Below are 22,202 nucleotides of genomic sequence, written 5' to 3'. Positions count from 1 at the left end.
TCGAGAAACTCTCGACAGCCTTTTTTATATTCATTCGTTTCATTACGACACCGCATTAATGTTGTATAATACAAGCTACTTGTAACGAACGGAAGGTCTTCGCATACTGCGTCCAAACCGAGAAAAACAACAAATCTATGAACTCATTTCGATTGAAGATCTCGTGCCCGAAAACCATATGCTACGAAAGATTGATCGGTATATTAATTTCTTGTTCAACGATGAAAAAGTCCGTCCTCTTTATTGCGAAAACAATGGTCGTCCGGCGATTGACCCGACCGTTCTATTCAAATTGGTTTTCCTCGGTTACTTTTACGGCATTTGTTCCAAACGCCAACTGGAACGTGAAATCCAAACCAACCTGGCTTACCGTTGACTTCCGGGACTAGGATTGACCGACAAAGTGCCGGACTACTCCACGATTAGCTGGAATCGTCGAGCACGCTTTAACGGCACGACGATCTTCTAGGACATTTCGCACAAGATGGTGGGTGGACACGTCTTGTTCTCGGATTCGACTCACGTCAAAGCTAGTGCAAACAAACATAAATACACGAAACAAAAAGTGCTACAAAACACGAAAGGTTACCTGGACGAACTGAATACCGCTGTAGAAGCAGACTGGAAGGAGAATGAAAAAAAGCACTAAAACCACAAGAGGAGGAGGAAGAAACCAAAGAAGTGAAAGTGAGCAAGATCGACCCGGACAGTGGGTATATGGTCCGTGATGGGAAGCCGTAAGGCTTTTTCTATCTGGACCACCGAACCGTTGATGGAAAGAACAATGTAATAACGGATGTCTATGTGACGGCTGGAAATACACATGATTCCGGCCGTATTTGAACCACCTGGACCGGCAGACCAAGCAAGCCGAAGGAACAAGAGACACTCGATGCAAAAGAAACCCAACCCTCCGTTTGGAGAGATGGGTTTCTCGATACTCTGGGCGCTTTCCTATAATAGGAAAGTGCCGACTTTTTGTGGACTATCGAGAAATTCGAATTAAACGACGTTAGCTCCATCCTCGATAATCTTGCCGTCTTCGATTCGTACGATCCGTTGACAGTGGGCCGCGATACTGGGGTCATGAGTGACGATAATAACTGTTTTGCCTTCTTGGTTGATTGAGCGCATTAATTGGATGATTTCGTAGGAGGTTTTCTGATCTAAAGCTCCCGTAGGTTCGTCTGCGAGAATGATGTCAGGCTCGTTAATCAGCGCACGTGCTATCGCAACGCGCTGTTTTTGTCCACCAGACAGATTCATGACTTTTTCATGCTGCTTCTGACCGATATGAAGCTTCTCTAGCAGTGCAGGAAGACGAGCGGCGCGTTCTTTGCGAAGCTTCGTTTCTTTCATGTATTTTAGCGGCAATAGGACGTTTTTTTGGACAGAGTAGTGGTCGATCAGAGCAAAATCCTGCATCACGAATCCCAAATCACGGTTTCGAATATGAGCTAAAGCTTTCGGTGACTGCTGTTCGATTGCCATTTCATTGAGCCGATAGCTACCATCGCTCGGGTGATCGATACAACCAAGAATGTGGAGCAACGTGGTTTTGCCGGAACCAGAGGTTCCCATAATCGCGACCATTTCTCCTTTTTCTATGGTTAAGGAAACATCATTCAGGGCATGCAACGCATGCTGCTTAGTTTTAAACACTTTGTTAAGGTTACGGATTTCGATCTGGTTCATCGGATTCTCCCTTTCAGCATGGAAGTCGTAGTCATTCGATTGAGTCGGAGCACAGGAATGGTCAAAAAGATGATAGCCAGCAACATACTTACGATCACTGAAATATATAGGTTTGAAAAACCTCCGAACAAACTGTTTGTGATTAGATTACTGAGTACAAGCAAAATTAAAAATTGCCCGCCCAGCCTCAGAGCAAGATCTTTGTGGGTTGCCCCCGACAGCAAATGTACGCCAAATTCGTAGATATGTTTTTCGATAAACTGCAAATAAGAGACCGTCACTGTGACGAAAGTAAATATCAAAATCAGACTTGAGAGAAGGATCTGGATTTGAAGCGATTTTTCTTTGTCTTGGGCAACGAATTTGGATTGATAGAGCATACTTTTGAATGCAAAAGAATAGTTAACTAGTTCGTTTGCCTGGTTTACAATATTGGATAAAACTGATTTGTCATCAGTAGCAATATATGCTCTCATAATTACGCTATCGTAATCAGCCGCACTTAACAATTCGTTTTTATTAAGTGGAAGCAAAATCATTTGATCAAGATTTTTAAAATCTCGAGTTGCCATAATATCGATGTAGGAGCTGTTTTTTTTCAATATACCTACAACCTGATATTGTTGACTGCCAAGCGGAGATAGAATGTCTCCCAGTTTATATTTAAATGTAAGATCGCTACCGATCAGCACTGGAATAACAGGTGACTTTTTTTGATAGTCTTCAACAGTGAAATTTCTTCCTTCCGTCAATTCGAGGTTAAAATACTCGAAAAAGAGATCGTTTGTATATAAAAATGGAATAAACACGTTGGCTTCGGAAGTATACAAAAATTCAGAATTACCGAAAGAAGACTTCTCAAAATTAAAGGTAGACGAATAAAGCGAAAATGATTCCACTTCATCGTTGGCATAGATCGAATCGTATATTTGGCTCAACTCAGTAATATACGTATCGTCTTGAAATAAAAGATTTTGCTGCATACTTCCTGTGAAATTGACCAGCCCATAAATTTCTTTAGTCTCGTTAAGGCGTTGAATTTCATGATTCATTTTATTCATGTCATTCAAGCTCCAAGCGATCAAATTAACGATGATAAGAAGCATAACTGTTTCTAGCAAAAGAACGAACGAATTGCCTTTGTGCCGCCAAAGGTCTTCTAAGGAATATCGAAATTGATTCATGGAAGGACGACCTTCTTTCTTATCCGCTTTCTTTTATCGTAGCGAGAAGTTGAGATTAGGGCTGTCAATGTGCCTATAGCCAAACAGAATAGGAAAGAGATCAGACTGCCGAACAAAGTGACTTCCCGAATCAACTCATGGAAAACGCCCCATTTTGCAATTAGCCAAGCCAAACCGTTTCCAATGAAAAAACTTAACAGCAGTACGATCCAATACTCTTTAAGTAGCCAGAACCGAATTTGTCCAGCATTGGCTCCAACCAGATGTCGAGCTTGGATTTCGTCTTTTTTGGCCTGTACCCATGACAAAGTCGTTCCCAACGTGCTCAGCATCATCAGCAGGAGAGCGACTCCAAATACCATGATGATAAACGCTTGATCTCTCATTGTCAGCACAAACCGGTCCATGAAACCCGACACAGCAGGTGTTATGGAAAAAGAAAAAGCTTCAGGCCGTTCTGCCGTCCAAAGACTCAATAAGCTTTCTAAATTCGACTCGGAGATTCCATCGATCGAGTAGGACCCGAAAGCCGGTTTTTCCAGATTGAGAGAAACAAAAAGATTGCTGTCTCTGTACATGTACTTATTTATCCAAGCGAATGAATCTAGTACTTCATAAGAACGGCCTTGATATGAAAAATAATATTTTCCATCTCGAACAGTTGTGTTATTCATCAAACTACGGTCCAACACAATACTGTTCGGCTGGAAAGTGTCTAAGCTTTGTCCACTATCCATAGGAAAAGGAAGCTCGGCATTATGCAGGTAAACTGATTTAGCAAAAAAATTATCTTCATCCTTGTAAAGCAAAAAAGAATCTGTGTTTTTCTCAAGCTGTTTGATGAGTTGTTCGTTCGTCAAATCTGAAACTGCACCGGCAGTTCCAGTATTGATGACGAATTGCAAACTATTATCACTCAAGCCGTTTTGAAGAACTTTTGTATTTGCATATGAAGTGAGCAAAGAGGAAAAAGCAAGGCAGGTAAAAGTCGCGACAACTATGTAATAAACAATCAAATAAAGCGATTTTTTTATAAAAAACATATAGACACACTCCAGAACAAAACAAGACTCTTCTATATTGCAAAGAAGAGTCTTGCTTGTTTTTTATTGTTAATAATGGTGTTATTTTTAGAAATAATACCAGCCGTAGTCCGAAACTGCATCATAGAAAGGACTATTGAATTTCGATGTTACAGCTTCATAAGTCTTTGTATCTCTAGGGTTAGTAGCAAGTGTAGATCTGACAGTTCCAGAATCATAAGCACCTTCTACAATTCGTACCCATGACTGTTTAACCTGTTTACCCGAAACCAATCTCAAGCCGCTTACTCCAGTAGTTGAAGCTGCAGGAACAAAACTTGCTTTTGCAGTCAACGTGCCTACAGCATTGGTATCCGCCGAGAAAGCAAACAAGGCTGCACCTGACACTGAAGCTACACCTGCCAGACCGATGGCACTTGCCAAGGTAATGGACAAAGTTTTTCTTTTAACATTTTTGAATATTAATTCCTCCTTTGGATATGTATCTCATATAGAATGTATATCTTATAAAAATACTATAATTTCCAACAACTAATGTCAACCTTTTTTAAAAATTTACCATAAATTATATTTAAATTAATCATTTTTATTTAATGGTGTGTTGAGCTCGTCCAGGCGTCAGCCCAAACTTGAATGGATTGACCAGCGTATTCACAACTCCACAGATTGGGGGCGTTAACCCGCCTCTCGATCTTCCGATCGGGCGGATCGGCTGCGGACTCTCCGCTGGGGTTCAGCCGTAAGCTGCACTACCCTCGCTTGGAGTTTGTCCTTTCCCGTACTTCTATTCTTGGCCGGTCGGGAGGACTGGCTTTCAAGTGATCTTACCCCTGCTTCCCGCTTCCACACTACCACGAACTCTGCGTGCGTTTTTAGGCGCTCGCACCCGTGCATAAGAGCCAGAAAAAAAGATCCACTTGGTATAACGAGTCCTGCCAGGATAAGGGGTAGCAGGGACACCCGGAAGCGCTGCTCCCTATGTCCCTTACTGTAAATCTGTTCCTGTACCATTTTAGCGCCATGTTACCGTCAACTTTACCGTCAGAAAGATTTAACTTTGAAGATGCCTTAAATCTATGAGCATAGATAGAATAAAGATAAAAGCTCAAAAGACACCAATGTGTCTTTTGAGCTTTTATTTCACTTCAACTTTTAAACCATATAACGCAATTCCTTCTTCCCATTTCCCGCTAATACCATATACATATTGTCCGGGTTGTGAGGGAACAATAAATGTATGATTAGTTTCGTCAACAATAGTAAATCCCGAAGAACTTGTATGCTGTCTTACAATTAATTCATCCGGATTTTTCGGGAAAGAAATTTCAACAGTCGAATCCGGTTTCACGATTACCCCCTTTTCTTCTTTAAATGACTCCCATGGTCCTCCGTAAGTCATTTCCCCTCCCCAGTTATACGTAGTTAGCTTCGTCGGTATTTCCAAATCCGCTCCATCTATCTTTGATTTAGCAACCAATTCCGGCGGACTCTGTAGTTTCTCCTCTGAAGAACAAGAAATAAGCAACATAAAAGTCATTACCATAGACAAAGAAAACAAAAAATTCTTGATCCTAATCACTCCTACCGAGTTGCTTTAGTTTCGTCATAACCACTCGCTTGTATACCAGGACCTCTTGGGTTAATACTGTTTTCAAAGTATTGAAGAACTTCTTCATCGCTTAACTGAGGGTTTGTTTTTTTGTATTTTTCGATTTGTCTATAGACAGCCATTTCTTCATCTTCGATTTTAGGCAATTCATTGAAGAAGTCATTTGTATAAATCTCATCGATGGAACTAATTTCGGCTTGAGGAGCGGCTGGGACAACTTCGGATTCTGCAGTCACACTTGCCTCTTCAGTAGAAGCAAGCATAGCAGCAGGAGATAAAACAATTGCGGATACCAGCGCGGAAGCTACAAATACTTTTTTCAAATAGAACACCTCTTTTAATTTTTTAATGTTCATTGAACAAGTCGTTCAATGCCATTAATATAATGAACAATCCTTAAGACATTTAGTTTTGTTTTTTTGTTTTTTTTGTTTTTTTCAAAAATATTATTATGTATACATTTAAGTGACGGATTGAAAAATGAAGTGCAATACTTTGAACTAAATACAACGAGGCTTATAGCCGGATTCGTGTAGAATAGAGTCACCACAACACTTTCTACAAGGAGATTCCACCATGAGCTATACTCATTTTAGCCTAGTTTTTACCTTGACAAAAATGAAATAAATTCTTTTCATAAGTCTTTTGTCAATTTATCGAGGTTGCAAAACTCATTAAAACTTCTCTTTAAAGAGAAGCCAGAGTGTCGAGAAAACCAGCTCTCCAGATGGAAAGCTGGTTTTCTCGACACTCTGAGACGAACCCTTGAGGGTTCGTCTTTTTTACGTTCGATTCTGAACTTTTCAGCTCATTTACCAAGCGATTAAGATACCGGCTTAGACGGCTTATTCTATTTTGGAGCTAAAATCTCCAAGGATACGATTCGATGGATATCTAAAATTCAGTTTTGTGATTGCTAGTTTGTCCTAAAATAGGCGATTCCATAAAATATCAAGAACGTAACGACAGCTATAATTAAGGCTGTAATTATAGCTCCTTTTATTGATGTTGTCCTTACCTCATTATGAATATTTCTTTCTTTTTGCTTAGCAGCCTCTTCATCAGCTCCATTTAAATGGTTAGGAAACATTAAAAGCCCCTCCTTTTTTAAATTATAATACCAAAAATTATATTTATTTAGGATTTAAATAATAGATAATATTCATTTTATTAACTTACTAGCAATCAAAATTCTTTGTAAATCAATTATTTTGCTTGTAAAAACGTAATCATTACGATAATATAAATCTCATTGATGTTAATCGTAAATATTACGAAATGGAAAGAGGGATTACTTTTGAATAAAAAAGCATCGCTGCTGACGTTGATCTCCCTGGCCCTGAGCGCCGGACTGCTGAACGCCTGCGGATCTTCATCCGACACGGACAATTCCGCTTCCAATGCCGCACAGGCTTCCACTGATAAAAATGTTCACTTCCTTTATAACTTCTCCACCAGCTCGCTCGATCCTCATGTCGACTCCAGCTATGTGCCGCTCCGTGCAGGTATCACCGAAACGCTGATTCGTCTGGACGAGGAGAATCTGACCGTTGCCCCTTGGCTTGCCGAGAGCTGGGACAGCAAAGACGGTCAGCACTGGACGATCAACCTCCGGGACGACGTCACGTTCCAGAACGGCAAGCGGATGACCGGCGATTCTGTCAAAGCTTCCCTTGAGCGCGCACTGAAAGAAAGCGTCGCAATCCGAAATGCGCTCAAGATCGATACGATCGAAGCGGACGGCGACAAGCTGGAGATCACAACGACTCAGCCGTTTCCGGAATTCGCTTCCGAGCTGGTCAATCCTAATACGGCGATCATCGACGTAAGCGAGCCGGATATCGTGAATAAGCCGGTCGGTACGGGACCTTTCAAATTGAACGCTTTTACCCCGGGCAGCAAGCTTGAACTGAGCCGCTATGACGGGTATTGGGATGGTGCTTCGCCGCTCGATAAGGTTACCTTCTCGTTCAACGAAGACGCCAACGCCCGCTCGCTCGCACTCAAATCCGGCCAGGTCGATATCGTATACCGTCCGGAAGTGGAAAGCCTGGAATCGCTCAAAACAATCGACGGTATGGTCGTCGAATCTACTTCGACATTCCGCGTGCATCAGCTGACGATGAACATGGAACGCGAAAGTATTAAGGATCTGAACGTTCGACGTGCGCTGGACGCGCTGATCGACCGCCAAGGCATCGTGGACACCATTCTGCTGGGCTACGGCGAGCCGGCGATCGGTCCATTCCTGCCATCGCTGCCTTTCGCACCGAAATATGACAATACCGCTTCCGAGACCGGACGCGAGGCGGCCGTGAAGTATCTGACGGAAGCAGGCTATACACTGGAAAACGGCGTCATGACGAAAAACGGCAAGCCGCTGAAGCTGACGCTGCTGACCTATTCCGCCCGCGCCGACCTGCCGCTGATCGCGCAGGTGTTCCAGTCCGATGCCAAACAGATCGGCATCGACGTAGAAATTCGCCAGATCGATACGCCGGAAGAATATATGGCGTCGAACCGGGATTGGGACATCGCCACCTACAGCAATCTGACCGCACCGCGCGGCGACGCAGGTTACTACCTGAACGCCACGTATCATCCGACGGGCGCGCTTAATTTCAGCGGCTCCGAAGATCCGGAACTGACCGCAATTATCGACGAACTGAACTTGACCGTTGCGCCGGAAAAGCGGGCCGTATTGGCCGAGCAGGCTGCCAACTACGTACATGACAACGTACTGAACTCGTTTGTGCTTCATCCGGGCACGATTGTCGCCTACAACGGCAAAAAGATCAAAAACTGGGTGACGACGCGCAGCGAATACTACATGATCAACAATAAGCTGGACGTGATGTAATGTTTCGCCTCGTCATTCGAAAATTTCTTGAAGTGTTTATTTTCCTGCTGTTTATTATGTTTGTCAGCTTCCTGTTTATCCGCCTCGCACCCGGCGATCCGGTGCTGACGATTCTGAATGTCGATGAACTGTCCGTCAGTCAGGAGCAGGTCGAGGCGATGCGGGAAGAAATGGGCTTTAACGATCCGCTGCTGATCCAATTCGGGAATTGGCTGCTTGACTTCGTCCAGCTGGACTTCGGCAATTCATACTCCACCGGTCAGCCGGTGATGCAGATGCTGATGCGGGCGCTGCCCGCAACGGCGGAACTGACGCTCGGCGCCCTGCTGGTCATGCTGCTTGTGGCACTGCCGCTCGGATCATTGTCGGCGGTCTACCGCGGCAGCTGGATCGATACGGTCAGCCGCATGCTGTCGATTGTTGGCGCGGCAGTACCCAGCTTTTGGCTCGGATTGATCCTGATCGACCTGTTTGGCGTCCGCTTCGGCGGACTGCCGACAATGGGCCGGGACGGCTTCGCTTCGCTTATTCTGCCATCGTTGACGCTGGGGCTTGCCATCTCCAGCGTTTACGTGCGTTTACTGCGCTCCAGCCTGCTGGATTCGCTGAGCCAGGAGTTTGTCCGTTCCGCCCGGGCCAGAGGATTGTCCGAAGGACGCATCTTCCTGATGCATGCTTTCCGGCACAGCCTACCGCCCGTTATCACCGTATTCGGCGTTAGTCTCGGCAGCCTGATCGGCGGGGTCGTCGTCATTGAGGTGCTCTTCGCTTATCCGGGAATCGGCAAGCTTGTCGTCGACGCGATCCGCCAGCGTGACTACCCGCTGATCCAGGGTTACATTCTGATCATGGCTGTTGTCGTCTTTTTCGTAAACACGGCCGTCGATCTGTCGTACCGCTACTTGAATCCCGAAATGAAGCTCAAAGAAAAGGAGGCCCACCGTTGAAAACGATCTCTCTGCGCTCACCCGCCAGACCGAAGTCGAAAAAACACAGCTGGCAGGCGATTATCGCCGCCTTGTTCATCGTGCTTGTCGCGGCGGCCTCCTTGTATACGTTTATGTATCTGAAGCATGATCCTACGTTGACCGATCTGCGCGGCCGGCTGCAGGAAGGAAGTACGCTTCACCCGCTGGGCACTGATCATCTGGGACGCGATGTGCTGACCCGACTTCTGCTCGGCGGTATCCAGACGATCGGCTACAGCCTGCTCGCACTGAGCACGGCGCTGATCATCGGCATTCCGTTCGGTCTGATCGCGGGCTACAAGCGCGGCTGGACCGACCGAATCTTTATGCGGATCGCCGACGGCTTCCTTGCTTTTCCCGATACGATCGTTGCCATTGTACTGAGCGGCCTGCTCGGCGCAGGCATCGGCAATCTGGTGTTGGCGATTGTTATCGTCAAGTGGGTCAGCTATGCCCGTCTTGTGCGCAGCACCGTCCTGTCCGAATCGCAAAAAGACTATATCCGGATCGCACGCACGAACGGATTGTCGGACGCCCGGATCATGACCAAGCATTTGCTGCCGCATATTGCGGGTCATGTACTGGTGCTGGCCAGTCTTGATCTGGGCAAAATTATCCTGCTCATCTCCTCGCTGTCCTATATCGGACTGGGCGCGCAGCCGCCGACACCCGAATGGGGTGCCATGCTGAACGACTCGCGGCCGTACTTCCAGTCCCGTCCCGAACTGATGGTCTATCCGGGTCTTGCGATCGTCTCTATCGTCCTGCTTGCGAACATGCTGGGCGACTACTTGAGAGACCGCTTCGATGTGAAAAAGGAGGTGCAGCCGTGATTCTCTCGATCGAGGAATTAAGCATCGCCGGCCGTGAGCGCACCATCGTGGACAATGTATCGCTGGCCGTGCGCGAAGGCGAATTTATGGCGCTGGTCGGTCAGAGCGGCAGTGGCAAAAGCCTGCTGTCGCAGGCGATCGGACAGCTGCTGCCACCTAATCTGCACGCGGCGGGTCGAATCCTGTTCGAAGGAAGCAATCTGCTTGAACGAAAGCCCAAAGAGATGCGGGCCCTGCGAGGCAGCCGCATCTCGTATATTTTTCAGGATTATCAGGGAGCGTTCACGCCGTTTCGCAGCATCGGCGCACACTTCAATGAATATCAGAAAATTCACGGGGAAAAGTCATCCACTGTGCGCAGAAATCGGGCGGCCGAAGCGCTGGAATCGGTAGGACTGGACCCAATACTGCTGCGCCGTTATCCGTTCCAACTGAGCGGCGGGCAGCTGCAGCGGGCTTCGATTGCGCTGTCGCTGCTGCTGTCGCCGCGTCTGTTGATCGCCGACGAAGCGACGACTGCGCTCGACAGTGTCTCGGCCCACCGGGTGCTGGAGCTGCTGGCTCGCAAACAGAAGGAAACCGGATGCGCCATTCTGTTTATCACCCATGACTGGCGACATGTACGGCGGTACGCAAACCGACTCTCCGTCATGCAGGAAGGACGAATCGTAGAGTCTGGCGGCAAACACCGGATTCTCGACCATCCGCAGCATGAATACACCCGCAAGTTGATCGAAGCGGCTCCTATTCTGGGCCGTTCGCTGAGGTCGGGGATTGAGGAGGAAACACGATGAAAATTTCGGATAGATTGAAGCGGATGTCCGGCAGCATCCGCCTACGGACGCCAGACATCGCCCCAGCGTCTGTAGGCAGGTTTCTCGCGAACACAGCAGTTACATCAAGCACATCAGGCACAGAAAGCACATCAGACGCAGCCGCTTCTTCAACTGCAGAAACCTTGGACTCTCCGGTTCTTGCCGTAGAGCGTCTGAGTCGGACTTACGCCGGTGCAGAACGCCCAGCTGTAGATGACGTAAGCTTCTCGATCGGCCGCGGCGAATGTCTAGGCCTCGTCGGCGAGAGCGGCTGCGGCAAGAGTACGCTCGCCCGGTGCCTGCTGCGAATCGAAGATGCAGACTCCGGCTCGATTATCCTTGGCGGACAGGATATTGCCCGGCTGAACGGACGGAAGCTGCGCCCTCATCGGCGCAGAATCCAGATCGTGTTCCAGAACCCGACAGCCGCGCTGAATCCCAAGCTCAAGGTGTCAGACTCCTTGATCGATCCTTATGAGCAGCTCGGCCAAGACGCAAAGCTGACGCACTTCGCTTATACGTCCCGCGACGCGTATATCCGGCAGCTGCTCGAAGCCGTCGAACTTCCGGCCGAGCTGGCGAGCCGCTACCCGCATGAACTCAGCGGCGGGCAGCGTCAGCGCGTGACGATTGCCCGCGCGATCAGCATTGAGCCGGATGTCGTCGTACTCGACGAGCCGACAGCAAGCCTGGATGTGATCTCGCAGGGAGCCGTGCTCGACCTGCTGACGAATCTGCGCACGTCGCTGGGTTTGTCGTATCTGTTCATCTCGCACGATCTGGCCGCCGTTCACCGGATGAGCCAGCGCATCATGGTCATGCGCGAAGGGGAGATCGTCGACCGCTTCGATGCGGGTGATCTGTTCGCGGAAGAGCGGCATGCCTATACGAAGGAATTGATTTCGATTTTCTGAATTCGGCATCTATATGGCTTCTGTCCATCCTGCCTTCAACTTCTAATCTTCTGTCTAAAGATCGATCAGCGCTTAACCTGACAAAAAGCGACCGGTATGCTCAGCATACTGGTCGCTTTTGTGTTCAGGCTGTTCACCTACTTATTTCATTATTCGCAAACCAAGCTCAAGACGCTTCCTTAGCTATTAACCCTTGATCGCCGCTTCCACAGCCGCTTTCAACGGCGTATATGCATCCCCGATCAGGTTGACCAGATCGTTCGACGGCGTGCCGAATTCTCCGTTCTCGATCGCGGCATCTACGACATGAACCATAAAGCCCGCTCCACCTTCCGGCACGCCGGCTGATACCATCGCACTGACCGCCTCGGGAGCCGGCAGAGCCTTGTGCACGACCAGTTTGCCGGACACTTCCGCCAGTACGGCGGCATACTCGTCGTACGAGAACGGCTCTGCAGCCGTCAGTTCATAGATCTTGTTCGCATGACCTTCCCCGGTTAGCACGACAGCTGCCGCGCGAGCCAGATTGTCGCGGGTCACATAGTTCATTTTGCCGGTTGGAGCTGCGGAAATTACCGTTCCGGCTTCTACAGCCGCTGCCGTGCCTTCGTTTACGAGCAGCTCTAGGTAGAAGCCGTTGCGCAGGAACGTGTAATCAATGCCTGTCGTGCGGATCATGTACTCCGTCGCCATATGGACATTTTCCAAGCCAATGGTCATCTTCTCCGGGAACGCGAAGCCCGTATACGCAATATGCTTGATTCCCGCGTTGCGAGCCGCTTCCACAACCGCCGAATGCTGACGGACACGCAGCGTGTTGTCCATCGAGGAAGCCGAGACGAACAGCAGCTTCTCTCCGCCTTCGAACGCCGACGGCAGCGAAGCCGCGTTGTCGTAGTCGCCCAGACGCAGCTCGATGCCCAGATCAGCGAGTGCAGTGCCTTTAGCCTTGTCACGTACGACGCCGACGATGTTACTCGCCTGTACGCCGAGATCCAGCAGATGACGGATAGCGGAAGTGCCGAGATGACCGGATGCTCCGGTTACGATAATTTTGCCCATGAATAATCGCTCCTTTGAGTAGATAATGGTAGAGTACCGCATGCAATTGTAACCATTATAGTTTCAGGATAGAAGAGCTGTCAACCGAACTCCCTTTTATCGACATGTCGTCCATCATTAGATCACTTATTATTCAGTCATCTATTGTTCAGTCATTTATCATCCGTTCGTTCTCGCCCGGTCACTTACCGCTCGATCATTTATCCTTGGTATGAATCAATTCCAGAGCCGCATCGGCAATGGCCTGAGGCTGATAAGCCTGCATGGAGTGTCTGCTGCCCTGCACGACCACAACCTCCGACTGGTTCGCCCACGATTCGCCGAACTGCCGCTGGGCAGCTATGCGCTCTTCGCTGGTCCGGCCAAAATTATCCGCGACCAGTATGGTCATGGGGACGTTCAACTTCTGCTTGTCTTCCACAACTTTTCGCGCATTGGCATGCATCTGCCGCATCTCGTCCGTTACGTTCTTATTGTTGGCGATGAGCATGGTCGCCAATCGGTCCTGTTCCTTCATCTCCGGAGACAGCAGTTTCAGTCCGTTGCGCCCGCTTGCAACCCGTTCCGCAAATCCAGGCACATGATACAGCGCACGAACAATGCCGGACTTGATCGCAATCCGCTGAAGCTGCGACTGCATTGCCTGCGAACGGAACGTTTCGTAGAACTCCGGCGAACCGGTATCGATCATGACCAGACCTGTAACTTCCTCCGGATAGAACTGCGAGAATCGGATCGACTCCAACACGCCGAGCGAATGCGCCGCCAGCACATAAGGCGGGCGCACGCCCGCTTTTTCCAATGCTTCATGCAGCTCCTGCGTCATTGTATCGATCTCCCGCTTCTCGTCCGTCACATCGCTGTAGCCGTATCCGAACCGTTCGACGACAGCGAAGCTGCCCTGCCCTCTGAGCTTATCGTAGACGGGCGAAAAGTTGGCGTACGGATTCGGCGTACCCCAGCCTGCAATCAGCACAATCGTCCCTTCGTCCGCCGCTTTGTCCGGCTTCTTTTCGTGATAGACGTGCATCCTATGTCCGTTTACTTCCACACGCTGTCCCGGCGCGATATATGCCTGCCGGTCGCTGCGCTCGCCGAACCACTGATACAGAAAGCCTGCCAGCAGCAGGAGAAGCAGGAAGCTCAGCATTCGTTTACCCACCCTCATTAGCTTGCGCGGCAGCGCCTTTGTCTTTTTTTCCAACGTCCTCTCTCCTTCTTACGAACGCTCTCACGAACGCTTCTTCAATCCACCAGCTCCAACGCGGCTTCGGCTACCGATTCCGGGTGATAAGCCTGAATGGAATGCGCGCTGCCCTGCACTACGGTCATTTTCGAATCTGCAGACCATGACTCTCCGAACTGCCGCTGGCTGTCCAGCCATTCGTCCGTCACTTCGCCGAATTGATCCGCAAACAGTTGAATGATGGGAACCTCAAGCCGCTGTTTGTCTTCGACCAGCTTGTCTGCGTTGGCCGCGGCTCTGCGAACCTCGTCCGTCACATTATCGTTGAGGGCCACAAGAAGGGTAGCCAGCCGTTCCTGTTCCTTCATCTCCGGCGATAGCAGCCTCAATCCGTTTCTCTGTCCGTTCAAATAAGCATCGAAGCCGTTGATATGATACAGCGCCCGTACAAGGCCGGACTTAATCGCGACCCGCTGCAGCTGCAGCGTACGCGCCGGAAAAGTCTGATAAAATTCAGGCGAACCGGAATCGATCGTGACAATCCCTTTCACTTCTTCCGGATAGCGCTGGGCGTAGCGGATCGCTTCCAGACTGCCGAGCGAATGCGCCGTCAGCACATAGGGAGGCTGTACGCCCGCCTTTTCCAATCCTTCGTGCAGCTCCTCCGTCATTCGGTCGATATCCCGCTTCTCGTCCGTTACATCGCTGTAACCGTAACCGAATCGGTCAACAACGGCAAATGCCGCCTGGTTCCGCAGAAATTCATACACGGGCGAAAAATCGGCATATGGATTAGCTGTTCCCCATCCGGCGATCAGCACCACTGTCCCTTCATCCGCCGCTTTGCCCGGTTTCTCTTCGTGATACACATGCATCCTACGTCCATCCACTTCCACATGCTGCCCCGGTGCGATATACGCCTGACGATCCTCGCGTTCTCCCATCCATTGATAGACGAACCCGGCCAACAGCAGAAGCAGCACCAGGATCAAACCCCAGCCAACCCCCATGAACAAGCGCCGAAAAAGACTTCTTTTTTTCTTCACAGACTTCTCCGGCCCGGCCGGTCCGGTCGGCTCTTCCGGCAAACCGGCATTCGCTTGAGAGACGAGCTGCTCCATCTCGGCCCGTCTTTTGATTCGTTCTTCCGGTCCCATCGTCGTTTCCCTCCATCCATAACGAAAAGACGCGTTCTCTGCGCGGAACTTTGCCGATTCGCCCGCTTGTAGCGTAACTTCTGCAAATTCTCTCGCGAAAACGCGCCTTTCGAAACATTTCCGTCGCTGTATCGACGTTCTGTTTGTTCTCTCCCCTGCAAGTTCGGCTGGGTTTTCTTCCTTTTACCGAACGGTCATTTTGAGGCAGTCCTTAGTGGCTTGTCTGCATCAGATGAACGAAATCCTACTATTAGTGAGACAAGCTGTTAGTCCTCGTATCCCGCCAGCCCTTTGTCGATCAGGTAAGCCATCTCGGCATCCAGTACGTTCTCGACTTCGAGTTCATTCAGCTTAACGTTTTTCTGACCTACCACGTAATCGACCAGCTCGTCGCCGTCCAGTTCGATGGTATCTCCCGGCTTCTTGGCCGCTGTCGCAATAAAGTCCTGCTCATGCTTCAGCACGATCTTGATGCCCTCTTCGCTCAATCCGGTTTCATCCACGATGTATGCGATCATTTCGCTCTCGTTCACTTGTTGTTCGCTCATTATATTCATCCTCTCGCATATCGTCTTGCGGCGATTGCACGCGTTCCCATTGTAGCACAAGGAACTGCCGGAAGGGACTGCTCCTGCAAGCTTCAATATAAATAAAGACCGCAGACGCGGAAGCTCTGGTGTCTGCAGCCTAATGCAAGCGGATTACTGTGATTAATGAAAAAATTATCTTTTTTTTCTTAACAGGAAGTTTACTAACAAAAAAGAATAGAGATAAAAAAATAAAGCCTGAGCGATTTGTACAGAGATTGCGATAGGCCCGTCTCTAAACTTGGATTGTGCTAAGATGACTGAAATACGTGAAGGAGGTGGAGGAATGTTCGCAGTGGCTATGACTCTGCTTGGTCTGCTGTCTTATGCCGCCGGCCTGGCAGGATATATCTACGCACTGGACTTTTTTTACGGACAGACGTTAGGCGGAGATCTGAATTTTGTCGTATTTACCACCCTGGTCGGATTCCTCGTTATCGCCTGTCCCCTGTACATTGGAATCGTATATATGGTCGACAAAAAGATCAGGAAGTATAAGCTGCTTATGTACCCTGCAGCCTGCATTCTAATCTTTTTCGTACCGACGCTTATCGCCCACTTTTTCACTCTGCTGCTCTGGGGCGGTATCTCGCTCTTCTCGTCGGAAGCTTTTCTGTTTCACTGCTTTTATGTTTGTTCCGGGTTGGTCTTCGGTATTGGTTACTGGTGTATTCAGCAGATGAATTGGGGCAGCTTTTATCGGGAGAATTCCGGTTCGGCGTAACTGCTTCTCTGTATAATCAAAAAAGGCTGCAGATCCCGGATAGGATCATGCGGCCTCTTCGCTGACTTTGTGAATTCCGCTTCCTTTCTGCCGCTTCTATTCCTCTTCCACCTCTGTCTTTCCCCTGCTACCCTTCGCCTCGCACAATCTTCCGGATTTCTTCTAACGGAACTTTCGGTACCCGATCATATGTCACCAGTCCGTTAATCTCCTGCTCCACATCAGTCAACTGCGTATAGCAGAAGCCCTGCACGACGCCGGATAAGATCAGCGGACGAATAACCGCTCCGAGCTTCTCCAAGAAGTCCTCGTCGGTCTCCGCGCCCGAGTAACCCCAGCCTTCCCAATCGCTTTTCTTGTAAGCAATGCCGCCAAACTCAGTGACGAGGATCGGCTGACCTTCGTACTGACTGCCGCCGACGAAAATGCGCCGGTTGGCCGGCATAGCGTTCGTCGCTTTTTCCACAGATTCGTAACGCTCAGTCAATACTTCTTCGCGCCACTCGTAATCGTGAATAGCCACAATGTCGGTCCGCATCATTTCCCAGCCGTCGTTGTAAATGACCGGGCGCGTCTCGTCAAGCGATCTTGTCAGATGATACAGCGTAAGCCCGTGCTGCTGCTGCCGGCTGTCGATCTGTACATTCGGAATGCCCCAGCTCTCGTTCATCGGCACCCAGACTACGATACACGGATGGTTATAATCCCGGTCGACCGCTTCCTGCCATTCGCGGGTGAAGTTGCGGACATATTCTTCCGAATAGGCATAAGCGTTGGCCGCTTCGCCCCAGACCAGCAGTCCCATCCGGTCGCACCAATACAGGAATCTCGGATCTTCCATCTTCTGATGCTTGCGCACGCCGTCAAAGCCCATTTCTTTGGCTAGACGGATGTCCCGTACATAGTCCTCATCGGTCGGCGCGGTCAGCACACCGTCCGGGAAATAACCCTGATCCAGCGCCAATCGCATAAAATACGGACGGTTATTAAGGCTGAACCGGCCATTCTCGATCGAGATCTTGCGCATCCCGAAATAGCTGCTTACCTTATCTATCGTCTGATCGCCGCGAATCAATTCGATCTCCGCATCGTACAAGTTCGGATTCTCTGGCGTCCACCAGCGTCCCAATCCGTGATCGTTAAAATCGTTCAGTCCGATCGCTCTGGACTCTTCGACATGAAGGACAGGGAATCGTTCCTCGGCAATCAGCTGTCCCTCAAAAGAAATGCGAACGACGGCGGTGATAGATCCGGCGTATTCGGATATACGACTACTGGACGAAGCATCAGATCGTCCGTCGGCAGGGTTCGCAGGATGATGCGCAGTCTGTGCCGCGGCACCCTCCGCTTGCGAGTCCGATTCCTTTTTAGACGACTGAACCGTATTTACTGTTTCCCGTGAGAAGAACATCCGTACACGAATCTCGCCGCGATCAATATCCGGGGTAAACTTCACTTTTTGCAGGTGTGCTTCCTGTACCGGCTCCAACCAGACGGTCTGCCAGATCCCTGTTGTACGCGTATAGAAGATGCTTTCCGAGCCTTCTTTCCAGAACTGCTTGCCCCGGGGCAGCGTCACGTCGCGGCTGAAGTCTTCGGCACGCACGACGATCGTATTGCCGCCTTCGGCATTCAACAGATCGGTAACATCCGCATAAAAAGGCGTGTGTCCGCCTTCGTGCGAAGCCGCCCAGCGGCCGTTGACCCAGACAGTAGACGCATAATCGCATGCTCCGATATGCAGGATGATGCGTCTGTCTCCCCATTCGGCAGGTGCATCGAAACGGCGTCGATACCAGACGAGATCATGGAAACCGGGATCGCCGATGCCGCTCAGCTTGCTTTGAAAAGCAAAAGGTACCGTAATACGGCTGCCAAAATCCGTATCGTCCGACTGCTCATACCAGCGTTCCCGGTCTCCACGGCGTTCGTCGTCAAATGCAAACTCCCATTCGCCGTTCAGATTGAGCCAGTCGGCACGCTGAAACTGCGGCCGCGGATATTCGGGGCGCGGCATTGCAGCTGCGCCGCCCTGTGTCTGTTGAGATGGAGATGGCATATTCATAAATCCTCCTTGGCTTTTTTCATCGTGTCCGTTCATCATATACCTTTACATGCTATACCCTTACATCCTGTACCCTTACATCTCCTTGCCGCCCGTAAACGCGATACCCTTGATGATCTGCTTTTGGAAGATGAGGAAGACAATTAGCACCGGAATGGCGGCAAGCGCGTTGGCTGTCATTGGCAGGGCGTACTCCTGATTGTACGAGCTCTGGAACATCGGCAGGCCAAGGGTAATCGTCATGTACGCTTTGTCGGAGATGGAAATCAGCGGCCAGACATAATCGTTCCACGAGCCGATAAAGGTGAAGATACCGAGCGCGGCCAATGCCGGACGCGACAGCGGCAGGAAGATGCTGTACCAGATTTTGAAGAAGCCAGCTCCGTCGATACGTGCTGCTTCTTCCAGGTCCTTGGGCAGCCCGTCGAAGAACTGCTTTAAGATAAAAATACCCATTGGACCGGCAATTGCCGGCAGGATCAGCGAAGTGCGGGTACCGAGCAGGCCGACGTCCCGCATCAGCAGATACAACGGAATAAGTGTCGCTTCGGCGGGAATCATCATGGCCGACAGAAACAGGATAAACAAGATCTTGCTGCCGGGAAAACGAATGCGGGAGAACGAATAGGCGGCCATTGAAGCAAGCAGCAGAACCATTGCCGTCGTGATCGTCGAGACCATCAGACTGTTACCCATCCAGCCGAAGATCGGCGCACGGTTCAATACGGTCATATAATTGTCCATCGATACATTGAATCCTCCGGCAAACAGACTTCCGCCTTCCGGTGTCAATGACAGCGACAGCATCCAGAAAATCGGAAGCAGGAACATGAAAGCAAACAGAACCGCCGCAATGCGGACGACATACGGATATATGCGATCGAGCATATGAATTCCTCCTTAGGATGCTTAGTTCGAATGCTTAGTTCAGAATAAGCATTTATTCTCCAAATCTGCGCAGCAGTGTCGTCTGCAGCAGCGAGATAATCAGAATGACCAACATCAGCACGAATGCGATTGCCGAAGCGTAACCCATCTGAAACGTCTGGAACCCGTTCTCATAGATCGAGAATACGACCGTCTTGGTCGCGCCGGCAGGTCCTCCGCCCGTGATCAGCTTGGATTGACCGAAGATCTTGAACGATCCGATCGTCTGGAGCACAATGACCAGCACAATAACGCGCGACAGCGACGGAAACGTAATGTAACGGAAGGTCTGCCAGCGGTTTGCCCCCTCAAGTCCGGCCGCTTCGTAGAACGATTCCGGTATATCCTGCAGACCTGCCAGGAACAGAACAAACACAAACCCGATCGTCCACCACAGTGTCGCCATAATGATCGAAGCCCAGGCCAGCGTCGAATCGGACAGCCAGAAGATTTCGCTGCTGATTACCCCGATTCCGCGCAGAATCCGGTTGAGCAAACCCGTATAAGGCTGCAGAAAAATAACCCAGATGCTCGAAATGACGGAAACGGACAGCACATAAGGCATGAAGAATGAAATTCTCAGAAAAGCCTGTCCTTTGCGTATTCCGTTAACCATCACCGCCAGCAGCAGGCCGAAGCCGGAAATCAGCGGCACGCTGATCAGCGTAAACATTACCGTATTCATCAGATTCGCCCGGAACTCTTCGTCCTGAAGCAGATTGCGGTAATTTGCCAGACCGATAAATGACTTTTCGCCAAGCAGCGACCAGTCGTAGAAACTTACGCCGAAGCCGTACAAGATCGGAATCATGGAGAAGAGCAGGAAAAAAATCGTATACGGCAGCACCATCAGCACACCGGTTACCCAGCCCTGCCGGCGCAGAGACCTTCGCGGTGTGCGGGCACCCGCCCCTCCACTACTGTCAGTTATTGTTTTGGAAGCCATGATCGCACCACTCCTTTCGGATTTGAAATGTAAAACCAGGCGCACAGTATAAGGCTTGGGAATAAAAAAGGAAGCGTCCGGCGGCAGAACCGCCCCCGTTCGCTTCCCTTTGTCATCTTGGATGCCTGTACGATGTTCACTTGCGCCGGATCGGCCGGAGCCGCCTAATCGGTAATCAATCAGTTGCCCGATGTTTTGTCGATTACGGCGTTCGCTTTCTCAAGCGTTGTCTTCGGATCCTGCTTCCCGGCCATCATCTTCTCGAATTCTTTAATAATGTTGTCGTTGATCTGACCCTGTTTTTCGTGTCTCGGCCAGTATTTGACGAAATCTGCCGACTGCGCGTAGTCACTGCGGTGCGGCATATCCTTGAATGCTTGCGATTCCAGCACTCGGGTTGTACTCGGAATATGACCGGCTTTGGCCCACATTTCTCCGTTGTCCGCCAACCATTTCGCGAATGTAAGTGCCGCTTTCTGCTTGACCGGATCTTCCGTACCGTGCTTAGGCAGCGTAAGGGTATGCGAATCGCCCCAGGTCGCCGGCTGGTCGTAAATTTGCGGCATCGGCACGACGCCGAAGTCCAGACCTTCGATGTTCTCGAAAGAGCCGGTACTCCATACGCCGGTGATCAGGACGGCTGCCCGCTTGTCTTGGAACAGCTTAACCGCGTCGTTGATCTTCGGGGGAATCAGACCTGACGTATACAGGCTGTTCACATATTCAAGCGCTTCCAGCGCCTGCGGGTTGTTCAGCTCGGCCTTGCCTTCGGCATCGTAGAACTTGCCTCCGTCCGTCATCTGGTTGTAGAAGCCCCAGAACATCCAGTAAGAGTCGATCCGCACGTCCGGCTGGGCCAGCGGAGCCACGTCGGCCGGAACGGCGTCTTTGATCTTGGTCAGGAACTCCTTGAAGCCTTCTGGAGATTGGTCGTAGACCGGCTTGCCATCTTCACCCAGTACACCGGCCTTTTCCAGGTGCTCTTTGTTGTAATACATAACGATCGCATGCGTATCGAGCGGGATCGCATAATGCTTGTCTTCATAGATCGTGGACTCCAGAATCGTCGGGTTGAATTCGCCCCAATCAAGCTGGGATTCGGCGGCCAGATCATCGAGCGGCGTTACAAAGCCGGACGGAACGAACTGAGGCATCCGCGACGAGTGCAGCACCATAAGATCCGGCGCTTGATCCGATGCGATCGCGGTCTGCAGCTTGGTGTAATAGTCGCCTGCGGCATTCGCCAACTGCTCGACGTGAACCTCTTGGTTCTCCGCGTTGAACTTCTCGATCATCTGGGTCATAAACTCGCCGTCCCCGCCGCTGAACGGCGTCCAGAACGAAATCGTTGTCTTGCCGGCCGGCGTCTCGCCTCCTTCACCCGTACTGCCGGTCGTGCCGGTGTTCGTCCCCGGACTTCCTGCCGCGCAGGCACTGAGCAGCAGCATAAGCGTCATGGCCATTGCAGCCATCTGGAATGTACGTTTTTTTCTCATTTTCTTGACCTCCCCTGAATGTTGTAGAATCGTCGGGCCCGTCCGAGTTAACAGGTGCGCTGTCCGAGTCCGCATTTTTGTTTGCGCTTACATGAATATCATAAAGTGAGGTGGCCTTTTATTGAATGACG

General features: G+C 50.2%; 21 protein-coding genes and 1 pseudogene. 7 read left to right on the top strand and 15 right to left on the bottom strand.

Annotation, left to right across the window (positions count from 1 at the left end):
• Nucleotides 1–103 precede the first annotated feature (103 nt).
• A pseudogene (locus tag F456_RS24945) lies at nt 104–860 on the top strand (transposase); the annotation flags it as partial.
• Between the two features lie 142 nt (nt 861–1,002).
• Here the strand turns inward: F456_RS24945 and F456_RS0119185 are convergent.
• The 7 genes from F456_RS0119185 to F456_RS24445 all read right to left on the bottom strand — a co-directional run bounded on the left by F456_RS0119185 (nt 1,003) and on the right by F456_RS24445 (nt 6,621).
• Entirely contained in the window at nt 1,003–1,695 is a 693-nt protein-coding gene (locus tag F456_RS0119185) for an ABC transporter ATP-binding protein (protein WP_018978677.1), read from the bottom strand.
• Complete coding sequence (locus F456_RS0119180; RefSeq protein WP_169577852.1) at nt 1,692–2,756, bottom strand: ABC transporter permease; 1,065 nt, start codon at nt 2,754–2,756, stop codon at nt 1,692–1,694. Before F456_RS0119180 ends, F456_RS0119185 begins: the two co-directional genes overlap by 4 nt.
• Before the next feature lie 119 nt (nt 2,757–2,875).
• The gene (locus F456_RS0119175; protein ID WP_018978675.1) at nt 2,876–3,922 is read right to left on the bottom strand and encodes an ABC transporter permease; all 1,047 of its coding nucleotides are present in this window, start codon (nt 3,920–3,922) and stop codon (nt 2,876–2,878) included.
• 87 nt (nt 3,923–4,009) lie between these two features.
• On the bottom strand, nt 4,010–4,357 hold the full coding sequence (locus tag F456_RS0119170) for a hypothetical protein (RefSeq protein ID WP_018978674.1): 348 nt from the start codon (nt 4,355–4,357) through the stop codon (nt 4,010–4,012).
• 700 nt (nt 4,358–5,057) lie between these two features.
• Nucleotides 5,058–5,480, bottom strand: a complete 423-nt coding sequence (locus F456_RS24450; RefSeq protein ID WP_157060142.1) for a hypothetical protein — start codon at nt 5,478–5,480, stop codon at nt 5,058–5,060.
• A gap of 23 nt (nt 5,481–5,503) precedes the next feature.
• The gene (locus F456_RS0119160; protein WP_018978672.1) at nt 5,504–5,854 is read right to left on the bottom strand and encodes a hypothetical protein; all 351 of its coding nucleotides are present in this window, start codon (nt 5,852–5,854) and stop codon (nt 5,504–5,506) included.
• A 593-nt stretch (nt 5,855–6,447) separates the two neighbouring features.
• Nucleotides 6,448–6,621: a hypothetical protein gene (locus F456_RS24445; protein ID WP_018978671.1), complete on the bottom strand. Its 174-nt coding sequence runs from the start codon at nt 6,619–6,621 to the stop codon at nt 6,448–6,450.
• 207 nt (nt 6,622–6,828) lie between these two features.
• Between F456_RS24445 and nikA the strand changes: the two genes are divergently transcribed.
• The 5 genes from nikA to F456_RS0119130 are packed head-to-tail and all read left to right on the top strand — an operon-like array spanning nt 6,829 to nt 11,921.
• Nucleotides 6,829–8,391, top strand: coding sequence for a nickel ABC transporter substrate-binding protein (nikA, locus tag F456_RS0119150; RefSeq protein WP_018978670.1), 1,563 nt, complete (start codon nt 6,829–6,831; stop codon nt 8,389–8,391).
• A complete protein-coding gene (gene nikB, locus F456_RS0119145) occupies nt 8,391–9,338 on the top strand; it encodes a nickel ABC transporter permease (protein WP_018978669.1) in 948 nt (315 codons plus the stop codon). The genes nikA and nikB overlap by 1 nt, the downstream gene beginning before the upstream one ends.
• Nucleotides 9,335–10,192, top strand: a complete 858-nt coding sequence (nikC, locus tag F456_RS0119140) for a nickel transporter permease (protein WP_018978668.1) — start codon at nt 9,335–9,337, stop codon at nt 10,190–10,192. The genes nikB and nikC overlap by 4 nt, the downstream gene beginning before the upstream one ends.
• Nucleotides 10,189–10,986, top strand: a complete 798-nt coding sequence (locus F456_RS0119135; protein WP_018978667.1) for an ATP-binding cassette domain-containing protein — start codon at nt 10,189–10,191, stop codon at nt 10,984–10,986. Before nikC ends, F456_RS0119135 begins: the two co-directional genes overlap by 4 nt.
• Nucleotides 10,983–11,921, top strand: a complete 939-nt coding sequence (locus F456_RS0119130; RefSeq protein ID WP_018978666.1) for an ABC transporter ATP-binding protein — start codon at nt 10,983–10,985, stop codon at nt 11,919–11,921. The genes F456_RS0119135 and F456_RS0119130 overlap by 4 nt, the downstream gene beginning before the upstream one ends.
• Nucleotides 11,922–12,107: 186 nt before the next feature.
• Here F456_RS0119130 and F456_RS0119125 read toward each other — a convergent pair whose 3' ends face one another.
• The 4 genes from F456_RS0119125 to F456_RS0119110 form a co-directional block, all read right to left on the bottom strand.
• A complete protein-coding gene (locus F456_RS0119125) occupies nt 12,108–12,983 on the bottom strand; it encodes an SDR family oxidoreductase (protein ID WP_018978665.1) in 876 nt (291 codons plus the stop codon).
• 196 nt (nt 12,984–13,179) lie between these two features.
• The gene (locus F456_RS0119120) at nt 13,180–14,187 is read right to left on the bottom strand and encodes an alpha/beta fold hydrolase (protein ID WP_018978664.1); all 1,008 of its coding nucleotides are present in this window, start codon (nt 14,185–14,187) and stop codon (nt 13,180–13,182) included.
• Nucleotides 14,188–14,228: 41 nt separating this feature from the next.
• Nucleotides 14,229–15,326: an alpha/beta fold hydrolase gene (locus F456_RS0119115; protein WP_018978663.1), complete on the bottom strand. Its 1,098-nt coding sequence runs from the start codon at nt 15,324–15,326 to the stop codon at nt 14,229–14,231.
• Nucleotides 15,327–15,592: 266 nt separating this feature from the next.
• Nucleotides 15,593–15,874 (bottom strand): hypothetical protein, encoded by a 282-nt coding sequence (locus F456_RS0119110; protein WP_018978662.1) that lies wholly within the window; start codon nt 15,872–15,874, stop codon nt 15,593–15,595.
• A gap of 325 nt (nt 15,875–16,199) precedes the next feature.
• On the opposite strand from F456_RS0119110, the gene F456_RS0119105 reads away from it, so the two are divergent.
• The gene (locus F456_RS0119105; protein ID WP_018978661.1) at nt 16,200–16,637 is read left to right on the top strand and encodes a hypothetical protein; all 438 of its coding nucleotides are present in this window, start codon (nt 16,200–16,202) and stop codon (nt 16,635–16,637) included.
• Nucleotides 16,638–16,764: 127 nt separating this feature from the next.
• Here F456_RS0119105 and F456_RS0119100 read toward each other — a convergent pair whose 3' ends face one another.
• The 4 genes from F456_RS0119100 to F456_RS0119085 form a co-directional block, all read right to left on the bottom strand.
• Nucleotides 16,765–18,696, bottom strand: a complete 1,932-nt coding sequence (locus F456_RS0119100) for a glycoside hydrolase family 2 protein (protein WP_018978660.1) — start codon at nt 18,694–18,696, stop codon at nt 16,765–16,767.
• A gap of 81 nt (nt 18,697–18,777) precedes the next feature.
• Nucleotides 18,778–19,590: a carbohydrate ABC transporter permease gene (locus F456_RS0119095; protein ID WP_018978659.1), complete on the bottom strand. Its 813-nt coding sequence runs from the start codon at nt 19,588–19,590 to the stop codon at nt 18,778–18,780.
• Between the two features lie 52 nt (nt 19,591–19,642).
• A complete protein-coding gene (locus F456_RS0119090) occupies nt 19,643–20,575 on the bottom strand; it encodes a carbohydrate ABC transporter permease (protein WP_018978658.1) in 933 nt (310 codons plus the stop codon).
• A 179-nt stretch (nt 20,576–20,754) separates the two neighbouring features.
• Nucleotides 20,755–22,071 carry an ABC transporter substrate-binding protein gene (locus tag F456_RS0119085; protein WP_018978657.1) on the bottom strand — a complete coding sequence of 439 codons (1,317 nt, stop codon included), beginning with the start codon at nt 22,069–22,071 and terminating at the stop codon, nt 20,755–20,757.
• Nucleotides 22,072–22,202 lie beyond the last annotated feature (131 nt).

The sequence above is a fragment of the Saccharibacillus kuerlensis DSM 22868 genome (assembly GCF_000378145.1).
GTDB classification, from domain to species: Bacteria; Bacillota; Bacilli; order Paenibacillales; family Paenibacillaceae; genus Saccharibacillus; species Saccharibacillus kuerlensis.
The sequence above is the reverse complement of the archived record's forward strand: the minus strand, read 5'-3'. Positions and strand labels throughout refer to the sequence as shown.

Coding starts and splice junctions, on each gene's coding strand:
- F456_RS0119100 (WP_018978660.1), bottom strand. CDS start 18,696: ATGCCATCTCCATCTCAACAGACACAGGGCGGCGCAGCTGCAATGCCG.
- F456_RS0119185 (WP_018978677.1), bottom strand. CDS start 1,695: ATGAACCAGATCGAAATCCGTAACCTTAACAAAGTGTTTAAAACTAAG.
- F456_RS0119095 (WP_018978659.1), bottom strand. CDS start 19,590: ATGCTCGATCGCATATATCCGTATGTCGTCCGCATTGCGGCGGTTCTG.
- F456_RS0119090 (WP_018978658.1), bottom strand. CDS start 20,575: ATGGCTTCCAAAACAATAACTGACAGTAGTGGAGGGGCGGGTGCCCGC.
- nikB (WP_018978669.1), top strand. CDS start 8,391: ATGTTTCGCCTCGTCATTCGAAAATTTCTTGAAGTGTTTATTTTCCTG.
- F456_RS0119130 (WP_018978666.1), top strand. CDS start 10,983: ATGAAAATTTCGGATAGATTGAAGCGGATGTCCGGCAGCATCCGCCTA.
- F456_RS0119125 (WP_018978665.1), bottom strand. CDS start 12,983: ATGGGCAAAATTATCGTAACCGGAGCATCCGGTCATCTCGGCACTTCC.
- F456_RS0119105 (WP_018978661.1), top strand. CDS start 16,200: ATGTTCGCAGTGGCTATGACTCTGCTTGGTCTGCTGTCTTATGCCGCC.
- F456_RS0119085 (WP_018978657.1), bottom strand. CDS start 22,071: ATGAGAAAAAAACGTACATTCCAGATGGCTGCAATGGCCATGACGCTT.
- F456_RS24445 (WP_018978671.1), bottom strand. CDS start 6,621: ATGTTTCCTAACCATTTAAATGGAGCTGATGAAGAGGCTGCTAAGCAA.
- F456_RS0119180 (WP_169577852.1), bottom strand. CDS start 2,756: ATGAATAAAATGAATCATGAAATTCAACGCCTTAACGAGACTAAAGAA.
- F456_RS0119115 (WP_018978663.1), bottom strand. CDS start 15,326: ATGGGACCGGAAGAACGAATCAAAAGACGGGCCGAGATGGAGCAGCTC.
- F456_RS0119110 (WP_018978662.1), bottom strand. CDS start 15,874: ATGAGCGAACAACAAGTGAACGAGAGCGAAATGATCGCATACATCGTG.
- F456_RS0119175 (WP_018978675.1), bottom strand. CDS start 3,922: ATGTTTTTTATAAAAAAATCGCTTTATTTGATTGTTTATTACATAGTT.